Origin of the sequence: Anaeroplasma bactoclasticum, from assembly GCF_003550015.1 — a bacterium.
GTDB lineage: Bacteria > Bacillota_I > Bacilli_A > Acholeplasmatales > Anaeroplasmataceae > Anaeroplasma > Anaeroplasma bactoclasticum.
In genome coordinates this window covers 34,647-41,545 of the sequence record NZ_QXEV01000015.1, presented here as the reverse complement: position 1 = coordinate 41,545, position 6,899 = coordinate 34,647, and the positions used below count along the sequence as shown (strand labels likewise).

The 6,899-nt window shown below is 29.1% G+C and carries 8 protein-coding genes; all 8 read left to right on the top strand.

Annotation, left to right across the window (positions count from 1 at the left end):
* Positions 1-611 precede the first annotated feature (611 nt).
* The 8 genes from EI71_RS06715 (at position 612) to EI71_RS06675 (ending at position 6,844) form a co-directional block, all read left to right on the top strand.
* Entirely contained in the window at positions 612-1,010 is a 399-nt protein-coding gene (locus EI71_RS06715; RefSeq protein WP_119016490.1) for a hypothetical protein, read from the top strand.
* Positions 1,011-1,235: 225 nt separating this feature from the next.
* The gene (locus EI71_RS06710; RefSeq protein ID WP_162849847.1) at positions 1,236-1,796 is read left to right on the top strand and encodes a GrpB family protein; all 561 of its coding nucleotides are present in this window, start codon (positions 1,236-1,238) and stop codon (positions 1,794-1,796) included.
* Between the two features lie 122 nt (positions 1,797-1,918).
* A complete protein-coding gene (locus EI71_RS06705) occupies positions 1,919-2,446 on the top strand; it encodes a histidine phosphatase family protein (protein WP_147387570.1) in 528 nt (175 codons plus the stop codon).
* 187 nt (positions 2,447-2,633) lie between these two features.
* On the top strand, positions 2,634-3,398 hold the full coding sequence (locus tag EI71_RS06700) for an SDR family NAD(P)-dependent oxidoreductase (RefSeq protein ID WP_119016487.1): 765 nt from the start codon (positions 2,634-2,636) through the stop codon (positions 3,396-3,398).
* Positions 3,399-3,697: 299 nt separating this feature from the next.
* Positions 3,698-4,069 (top strand): GNAT family N-acetyltransferase, encoded by a 372-nt coding sequence (locus EI71_RS06690; protein ID WP_119016485.1) that lies wholly within the window; start codon positions 3,698-3,700, stop codon positions 4,067-4,069.
* Positions 4,050-4,508 (top strand): NUDIX hydrolase, encoded by a 459-nt coding sequence (locus EI71_RS06685; RefSeq protein WP_119016484.1) that lies wholly within the window; start codon positions 4,050-4,052, stop codon positions 4,506-4,508. Before EI71_RS06690 ends, EI71_RS06685 begins: the two co-directional genes overlap by 20 nt.
* Before the next feature lie 9 nt (positions 4,509-4,517).
* Positions 4,518-5,189, top strand: a complete 672-nt coding sequence (locus EI71_RS06680) for a DNA alkylation repair protein (protein WP_119016483.1) — start codon at positions 4,518-4,520, stop codon at positions 5,187-5,189.
* A gap of 167 nt (positions 5,190-5,356) precedes the next feature.
* Complete coding sequence (locus tag EI71_RS06675) at positions 5,357-6,844, top strand: carbon starvation CstA family protein (RefSeq protein ID WP_119016482.1); 1,488 nt, start codon at positions 5,357-5,359, stop codon at positions 6,842-6,844.
* The last annotated feature ends 55 nt before the right edge of the window (positions 6,845-6,899 follow it).

The following is a 6,899-nucleotide window of genomic DNA, read 5'->3' as shown; positions in this document are numbered from 1 at the left end:
TACCTTGATCATAATCCTCTGAACATTTATCTAAATCAAATAAATCAGGATTAACTCCAAGGTGTTTAATGGAATCAAATTCCATAAAAAATATCCTCCTCTTAAATTAATGACTAGACATCAATATTATAAGGGGAGGATTCTTTTTATATATTAATATTTTTACTACAAATTGTTTATAGGTATGTACTACTTGAAATTTAGAATTAATTTTACTACTTTCGTTTATAGGTAGTATAGCTACTATTCGAAATTTAGATTATCACTTTTTGGTATTTTGAGCCTTTTTTTATTGTCTTAAAAATGAACTAGTCACTGCCAAAGTCTTGAAGAAATGTATGGGGATATAGGGGTAAATGACTAGATGAATGGCCCTAACCATGTCTTAGTGACTAGATCTGGACTAGATAGTGGCATCTAGTCATTAAATTCAAACACCTCTTGTGATGTCTCCATCACAGTATTAGATATAAATTTATTCACCTTTTGTTTTGCACTTTAAGATATAGGAATAAATACATATAAAGATTGATTATGTATTAAAAACATATTATAATTTATATGCTAGATAATTATTTTTAATTTACTATATGAGGAGAAATATAAATAATATGGATGGAAAAAAGCTAAAGAGTGAGAAAGTTATTATAAATAATAATCCTAGATTTATCATAGTTGATTCTGAAACTGGTGAAGTTTTAGATGATGCCCAAGGTTATGGATATAAAACGATTAAAGGTGCTTTTAAAGCTTATAAATTTAAAAGATTAACTAAAGACGAAAGGAAAGAAAGAGAAAACAAAATAGCTTTAGTTAAAAAATGGGTGAAACATAATAAAAAAATCATGAATTTTTTTGAGGAAATATCCTTTGAAATATGGAAAGGGTCATGGGGGCCTGATGATCGCTTCGATGAAAAATTAGTAAAAAAAATACTAATTGAAAATGGATATGATATAGATGAATTAGGTTTTACGATTAAAGATTTACTAAAATATGGTTTTAATTAAATATAAAATAATAAAGCAAAACGCTATTTAAAGTTGTTGCTAATGCTTTAGTTCACTGAACATGCTTTGGGTTAAATTGAAGTAGAGTAGTAAGAGAAATGATGGGATTATAATACATCAGAAAATAGTAATATTACGATTGGTAAGCCAATGGAAAAAATAATAAGTTCTATGATATAATTCATATGAAAGAAACAGATAAATAGTAATGTGTAGGTGAGATAAATGAGAAAGAATTTATCAGAAATGACATTGGAGGAATTGTGGCAGTTGTTTCCTATTGTTTTGGTAGAACACCAAGAATGTTGGAAAAACTGGTATTTGGAGGAAGAAACTCTTTTAAAAAATGCTCTTTCGAAAATGTGTAGAATCAGTCATATTGGAAGTACGGCAATACCTACTATATGGGCAAAACCAATTATTGATATTCTTGTAGAAATCCCAAGGGAAGGCAATTTGTTTGATTATAAAGATTTGGTTATAAAAAACGGCTATATTTGTATGTCACAAAGTGAGAATAGATTATCTTTCAATAAAGGATATACCGAAAACGGTTTTGCAGAACGTACATTTCATTTGCATTTAAGATATGCAGGCGATAATAATGAATTGTATTTTAGAGATTATCTTATCGAGTTTCCTGATGTTGCAAAAGAATATGAGAAATTAAAACTTTCGTTATGGAAAGAATACGAACATAATCGAGATGCTTATACAAATGCAAAAACTGAGTTCGTGAAGAAATATACAGAGCAAGCTAAACTGATATACGGCAATAGATATTGAAAAATTACCTATGAATCATTTGCAAAGCTTTTAAAAGATGAACTTGTAATGGATGATTATTGGATTTTGAATTGTATTTATGTAAAAAAACAATAGAAATAAATGAAAATAGAGGTTACTATATGACAAAGTTTTATTTTATCCGTCATGGAGAAACTGATTTTACTTTAGCAGATACAAAGATATATAAGAATTGGGGTTTTAATATGCTTCCACTTTCAAATAAGGGAGTAGAACAAATTAAAGCTACAGCAAAAGATAAAAGGTTAAAAAGTGCTAAAATCATTGTTACATCACCATATGGAAGGGCTATGCACTCAGCTGCGATTATATCTAAAGAATTAGGGATTGATTTAGTTGTTGAAACGAACCTTCATGAGTGGGTAGCGAATATAGATTATAATTATATACCTGATGATGAGGCTAAAGAAAACCTTAAAGAATTCTTTAAAAATGATGGAGAAAAATCAAATGATCCAAAATATAATTATGAGACAGCGAATTCTATGAAAGATAGAGTATATTTAGTTTTAGAAAAATATAAGAATTATGGTGAGGTTATTATTGTTTGTCATGGCTTGCTAATGGAACGTTTCTTAGACGTTTGTGAAGTATCTAATGGAGAAATAGTAGAATATATTTTAGAATAATTTTTATCCTTTGGTGGTTAAGAATAAGCTACATCTAATGAATATTTAACAACTATTGGTGATGTTGTTATGTTATTATTTGTTATTTATATTTCTTAACGTGTATTAAGGGTTGATGACGCATCCGACCGTCGAAGCGGTATGTTTGCTTGTAAAAAAATAGAAAAAAGGTCAGGAAGAAAATAATATGAGTAAAATTGCAATTCTAACTGGTGCAACCGGTGGTTTAGGTAAAGCTTTTATACAGGAATTATTAAAAGAAGATATAGATATAATCTGGGCAATTGGCAGAAATAGCGAAAAGCTTCAAGAATTATCTAATAAGTATTTAGATAAGATATTTCCAATACAATGTGATTTAGCTAGTGAAGAAGAAGCTAAAAAAATACGTAATTTATTAGAAGAACACAAGCCAGATGTTAAATATTTAATTAATAATGCAGGCATATCCAAAATGGATAAAATAGTAAATTTCACTCAAGAGGAAATATCTAAAACAATTGAAATTAACTGTAAGGTTCCAGCTATAATTTGTAATTATGCTATTCCTTATATGAATAAAGGTGCAAAAATATTAAATATATCTTCGGCATCATCATTTCAGCCTAATCCATATATTGCACTATATTCTGCAACCAAGGTTTTTTTAAGATCTTATACAAGAAGTTTAAATTATGAGCTAAAAGAAAAAGGTATAAGCGCTACTGCAGTATGCCCTGGATGGATTGACACAGATATGCTTAAAAAAGAACATAATGGTAAGAAAGTTAAGTACTATGGAATTGTACCCACAGAAAAAGTAGCACGTAAGGCTATGAAAGATTCAAAAAGAGGAAAGGATATGTCTGTTTGTTCCCTTTTTGTGAAGTATGAACATCTTTGGAGTAAATTATTACCTCAAAAATGGATTATGCATATTTGGGGGAAATCAGTAAAAAAATATGTTGATTAATTTTGATTAAAAACATGTGGATCATTTCCGAATCCGCATATCTATGAGTGAATCGCTGAATGTGTTGCTCATTTGTAAAAAAATACGTTGCACTTTCAATCTTTTGAAATCGACAAAAAGGTAGAATTCTACCAAAAAATCGAAAATATACTTTGCGTATTGTCAGTGAAATGTATTTAAATTACATTGCGTCTTATTATAAAAATCGAAAAAAGTGTGTATCCATACAAAAAAAGAGAAAGATTGTTTTGCATATCGTGCAAAAAGGTGCAATTTATGATGAAATGCTATCCTCTTAGTTGGATAATCCTATTGCCTATGGATACTTTGAAAAAGATTCCCTAAAAGGCTTTGTTGAGGGATTCTATGAGAAGTGGAATAGAAGGTTTAGAATATCGAATATTATAATATTTGATAATGATTTAAGAGGTAAAGGTATTGGTAAAATGCTTCTTGATCAAATTAAGATAGACGCTAAAAAAAGCGGTGCTAGAATGGTTGTTTTAGAAACTCAAAGTTATAATTATAAAGCTATTTCTTTTTATGAAAAGAATGGCTTTGAAATTATTGGATTTGATTTATTTGCTTATTCAAATAGTGATATAAAGAATCATAACATTCGAATTGAAATGGGATTAAGGATAGATGAATATGGAAAAAGATTATGTTAAATATATAAGAAGTAAAGTAGGTCATGATAAAATAATTATGAATGCTTCTGGTGCTATTATTGAAAGAGATAATAAAATATTATTACAAAGAAGAAGCGATAATGGAAAATGGGGACTTCCTGGTGGAATTATGGAAATGGGAGAGACATACCATGAAGGTGCTATAAGAGAAGTTAAAGAAGAAACTGGCTTAGATATAGAATTAGATTATTTAATAGGTATATATCATAATAAAGATATGGAATGGCCTAGTGGAGATATGGCACATGTGATATGTGCTGTATTTAAGGCACATATTACCTCTGGTACTTTATCTATAGATTCTGAATCTTTAGAATTGAAATTCTTTTCTAAAGAAGAATTACCCATTATAGCATCTTTGAATCATAAAAAAGCAATTGAAGATTATTATAATGGAATAAAGAATAATGTTTTATAGGAGGCTAATATGGGGATTTATGAAAAATTAATTCCTCTTGCTGATTTAAAATATAAGGATTTTCAAGCAAAGCTTGTACCAAATATTGCAAGTGATAAAATTTTAGGTGTAAGAAGCCCAAATTTAAGAAAATTAGCAAAAGAATTGAAAGATACAAAAGAAGGCTTAGGTTTTTTGAATGAGCTTCCTCATGAATATTATGAAGAGAATTTAGTTCATTTTTTTCTGATTTCTTTCATCAAAGATTTTGATACATGTATTAAAGAGATTAATAGATTTTTACCATATGTGGATTGTTGGCCTGTATCGGATCAATCAAGCCCAAAGGTATTTGCTAAGAATCATGATAAACTATTACCATATATTAAAGAATGGATTTCTTCTAGTCATGTTTATACTGCAAGATTTGGTATAAGGATTTTAATGAATGAATTTTTAGGGGATGATTTTAAAGAAGAATACTTAAATATAGTAGCAAATAAAAAAGGAGAAGACTATTATTTAAAAATGATGGTTGCTTGGTATTTTGCGACATCTCTTGCAAAACAATATGAAAAGACTATTCCTTATTTTGAGAAGCATATATTAGAGGATTGGGTACATAATAAAGCAATTCAAAAGGCCCTTGAATCCTTTAGAGTTTCTAAAGAGCATAAAGAATATTTAAAAACATTAAGATAAAGTTAGAGCTTTGAACTTCGGTTTAAAGCTCTTTTTTTAAACATTATTTTTAATTTTTGTCTTATCTTTTTTGAAATATCATATATTACTTTTATTCATATCATAACCTTGTTATAATTTATAGTATAGAGATAGCTATGAATGAATTCTATAAGAAGGAGGTATGTATGATTACTTTTTTTATTTCTTTATTTGTTTTAGTTGGAGGATATTTAATCTATAGTAGAGTTAGTGAAAAGATATTTAAGATAGATGATAGAAAAACTCCAGCAATTAAAAACCCTGATGGTGTAGATATAACACCTCTTCCAAAATGGAAGTCATTCTTAATTGAACTTTTGAATATAGCTGGTACAGGACCTATTTTTGGTGCAATTAGTGGAGCACTTTTTGGGCCAATTGTATTTATATGGATTGTTTTAGGCTGTATATTAGGTGGAGCAGTACATGATTATTTTTCTGGTATGATTTCATCTAGAAATAATGGAGAATCTATTGTTAAGCTTGCTGGAAAGTATTCAGGGAAAGCGATAGAAATTATTATGAGAGTGTTTTCCATTATATTATTAATTTTAGTTACTGCAGTATTTGTAGTATCTCCATCTACATTACTTGAATCCTTAACTAGCGGAAATGTTAAAGCCTGGATATGGATGATTATTATTCTAATATATTATTTTGTTAGTACAATAGTACCAATAGATAAGGTGATTGGTAAGCTATATCCTATTTTTGGTATTGTTCTTATTTCTATGGCTATTGCTGTAATTATTGGTATAATGTCAAATTCAAATGAATATCCAATGTTAGAATTATTTAATAATTTTAAAGATTTTTCTAAGGCAAATAATTCACTTCCTTGGTGGCCATTTATGATGACAACTGTGGCTTGTGGAGCTGTGAGTGGATTTCATGCAACCCAATCTCCAATGATAGCCAAATGTATTAAAAGTGAAAAGGAAGGAAGACAAATATTTTATGGTGCCATGGTAGCTGAAGGTATTATTGCATTAATTTGGGCTGCCGCTGCAATGGCATTCTTTAGAGTTAATACAGAAGAAGGATGGAATCTATTAAATACTATTGGTGGAAGCTCATCCTCTGTAAATGATATTTCTAAGGGAGTGCTTGGTACATTTGGAACAATCTTAGCTATAGTTGGTGTTGTTATATGCCCAATAACTAGTGGGGATACAGCCTTAAGAAGCTTAAGATTAATTGTTGGTGAGGCAATAAACGCAGATCCTAAAAAATTGAAAAATAGGTTATTATTAACCATTCCATTATTCGCTTGTGTAATAGGTATTAGTATATGGAATTTTACTAATCCATCGAATTTTAATATACTTTGGAGGTGGTTTGCTTGGTCAAACCAAGTGTTAGCCGCAATTTGCTTATGGGTAAGTAGTGGATACTTATATAAGACTAGGAAGAAAAAATACATATCCCTATTTACTGCTATACCTGCAATGTTTATGACCGCTGTCGTTACAACCTATATTTTGGCAGAGCCTAATTTGGCTTTAGGCAAGTGGATTTCTTATGTTACGGCAATTTATATTGGAATTGGATTAACCATAGTTATTTCTGGATTTTATTTATTTAAACTAATAACCAAAAAGGATTCGGATTTAATTTTAGAAGATGAAGAATAAAGACTAGGAAGTGCCTAAAAAATGGCACTTTCTTCTTTTTTATCTTTTTTCATTT

What these genes read in the sequence shown, in the direction of transcription:
- EI71_RS06715 (WP_119016490.1), top strand. Translation starts at nt 612, where the DNA reads ATGGATGGAAAAAAGCTAAAGAGTGAGAAAGTTATTATAAATAATAAT.
- EI71_RS06710 (WP_162849847.1), top strand. Translation starts at nt 1,236, where the DNA reads ATGAGAAAGAATTTATCAGAAATGACATTGGAGGAATTGTGGCAGTTG.
- EI71_RS06705 (WP_147387570.1), top strand. Translation starts at nt 1,919, where the DNA reads ATGACAAAGTTTTATTTTATCCGTCATGGAGAAACTGATTTTACTTTA.
- EI71_RS06700 (WP_119016487.1), top strand. Translation starts at nt 2,634, where the DNA reads ATGAGTAAAATTGCAATTCTAACTGGTGCAACCGGTGGTTTAGGTAAA.
- EI71_RS06685 (WP_119016484.1), top strand. Translation starts at nt 4,050, where the DNA reads ATGGAAAAAGATTATGTTAAATATATAAGAAGTAAAGTAGGTCATGAT.
- EI71_RS06680 (WP_119016483.1), top strand. Translation starts at nt 4,518, where the DNA reads ATGGGGATTTATGAAAAATTAATTCCTCTTGCTGATTTAAAATATAAG.
- EI71_RS06675 (WP_119016482.1), top strand. Translation starts at nt 5,357, where the DNA reads ATGATTACTTTTTTTATTTCTTTATTTGTTTTAGTTGGAGGATATTTA.